Source organism: Acidocella aquatica, from assembly GCF_030160635.1.
Taxonomy (GTDB): Bacteria; Pseudomonadota; Alphaproteobacteria; order Acetobacterales; family Acetobacteraceae; genus Acidocella; species Acidocella aquatica.
Window position 1 is genome coordinate 1 of the sequence record NZ_BSOS01000134.1, and the last position, 2436, is coordinate 2436.

2 protein-coding genes are annotated in these 2436 nt (G+C 59.7%); both read left to right on the forward strand.

Annotated elements, in window-relative coordinates; all coding sequences use genetic code 11:
- The first annotated feature begins 65 nt into the window (after nt 1–65).
- Nucleotides 66–974, forward strand: coding sequence for a tyrosine-type recombinase/integrase (locus QQJ84_RS19335; RefSeq protein WP_284259961.1), 909 nt, complete (start codon nt 66–68; stop codon nt 972–974).
- A gap of 7 nt (nt 975–981) precedes the next feature.
- Nucleotides 982–2181: an IS91 family transposase gene (locus QQJ84_RS19340; RefSeq protein ID WP_284259962.1), complete on the forward strand. Its 1200-nt coding sequence runs from the start codon at nt 982–984 to the stop codon at nt 2179–2181.
- Nucleotides 2182–2436 lie beyond the last annotated feature (255 nt).

The following is a 2436-nucleotide window of genomic DNA, read 5'->3' on the forward strand; positions in this document are numbered from 1 at the left end:
TTGTTTGAATTTTGGGGTGGCCCGCTCTGAGGATGATGGCTTCTTTCACAGCAAAGGAGCCAGCCATGACCAAGCCTGTTGCCACGCCTTCGTCCGTCGATCTGCGCCAGCGGATGATTGAGGATATGGATATGCGCCGTTTCTCGCGGGAGACACGGCGTAACTACCTCCGCGATGTCGGGCGCTTTGCCCGATTTCTGGGCCGGTCGCCCGACACGGCGACAGCAGAAGATATCCGCCAATTTCAGATTGCGCAGCATGATGCCGGGATGCCAGTGCCGACAATGAACAGCATTGTTTCGGCATTGCGATTTTTGTTTACTATCACGCTCGACCGGCCAGATCTGGCGCGCAGGTTGGTCCGGGCAAAGCATCCGCGTAATTTGCCGATTGTGTTGAGCCAGAATGAGGTCGCCCGCTTGCTCGATGCCACGACCAGCCTCAAACATCGTGCGGCCCTTTCTGTTGCCTATGGCGCCGGCCTGCGGGTGGCGGAAGTTGCGGCGCTTAAAGTTAGTGACATCGACAGCGAACGCATGCTGCTCCGGATCGAACGCGGCAAAGGCGGGCGATATCGCAACGCCATGCTGTCCAATGATCTTTTGATCATGCTGCGTGCCTGGTGGAAGGCCGGCCATCAGCAGGGCGTCATGCATAAGGCTGGATGGCTGTTTCCAGGACAACAGGTGACGAAGCCGATTTCTACCAGGCAGCTACATCGTGTTGTCGTGGAGGCGGCGCGGGTGGCAGGAATCACCAAACATGTTGGCCCGCATACGCTGCGCCACAGCTTCGCAACACATCTACTCGAAGACGGTACCGATGTTCGTGTGATCCAGGTTTTACTCGGCCACACCAAGCTCGAGACGACGGCGTTGTACACGAAGGTTGCCACCCGCATGGTTCGCCGCGTGACCAGTCCGCTCGACAAGGTGATGGCGTTAATGGAGGCTAAAGCGGCGCCCGGCCCCTGAGCGGGCCATGGGCGCCTCACTCGAGGTCGCCGACATTTTTCGCGCTGAAGGTCCCGGATACCGCGCCGCCCAGGCCGGGCATCTGAGCCTGCTTCAGCTCAAGGTGATGTCGGCAATTGAACGCTGTCGTACCGCAGCGCTTGGCGGCCATGTCGAAGGCTGCGAGGACTGCGGCCATCAGCGCATCGCCTATAATAGCTGCCGCAACCGGCATTGTCCCAAATGCCAGGGCGTTGCGGCGCGCACCTGGCTGGCCGAGCGCGAGGCCGATCTGCTGCCCGTCGGCTATTTCCATGTCGTGTTCTCAGTACCCGCTGAGATTGCCGCCATCGCATGGCAGAACAAAGCGCTGGTGTATGACCTGCTGTTCCGGGCCGCGGCGGAGACGATGATGACCATCGCCACTGACGCTAAGCATTTGGGTGCCAGGATCGGCATCACCGCCGTACTCCACACATGGGGTTCGGCCATGACGCATCATCCGCATATCCATATGATCGTGCCGGGTGGCGGTATCTCGCTCGATGGTCAGCGCTGGGTCGCTTCACGCGCCAGTTTTCTGCTGCCAGTGCGGGTGCTCTCAAAACTGTTCCGCCGCTTGTTCCTGACCGGGCTGATGGCGCTGCATGCTGCCAGGCAGTTGACCTTCTTCGGCCAGATGCAGGGCCTTGAGGATCAGCGCGCATTTTTGCGTTACGTCGCGCCGCTGCGCCGCAAAAACTGGGTGGTATACGCCAAGCCGCCATTTGCCGGACCGGCGGCGGTGCTGGCATATCTCGCCCGCTACACGCACAGGGTTGCCATCTCGAACCGCCGTCTGATTGCCATGGATGAGGCCGGCGTCACCTTCCGCTACAAAGATTACCGCCGCGACGGCGCCGAGCGCTATCAAACGATGACCCTGGCGCCAACAGAATTTATCCGTCGCTTCCTCCTGCATGTGCTGCCCAGGGGCTTCCACCGTATCCGCCATTACGGGCTGCTCGCCAACACCACGCGCAAGGACAATATCGCCCGCATCCGCCAGATGCTCGGCGTGCCCCAGCCGGTCGTGCAGGAAACACCAACCGGCGAGACCACCACAGAGCCTTGGTGCCGTTGTCCATGCTGCGGCGGGACTATGGTCATCATCGAAATCCTGGCACGCAGCATTCAACCCAGAGCGCCGCCACCAACTCCTGGATCAGCCGGGAGATGGGTATCGTGACCCGGAACGAGCTGCATCCACCCAACGTCCTGGCAACTCTGCCATGGGCTATACAGTTCCTCACACACTTGCGTCCGTCGACCTTGTCCATGATCGCCAGCTTTACTCATTGCAACATAAATCCGCAGGCATCTTGTCAGGGCTTCTACAAAGAACATGAAATATTAAGGCAAAATCCAAGCCCTGGAGCTGCCGTCCGGTGCCAATCCAGCACCACCATGTTTCCCAAAAATATCAAATCCCCATAGCCGTAGC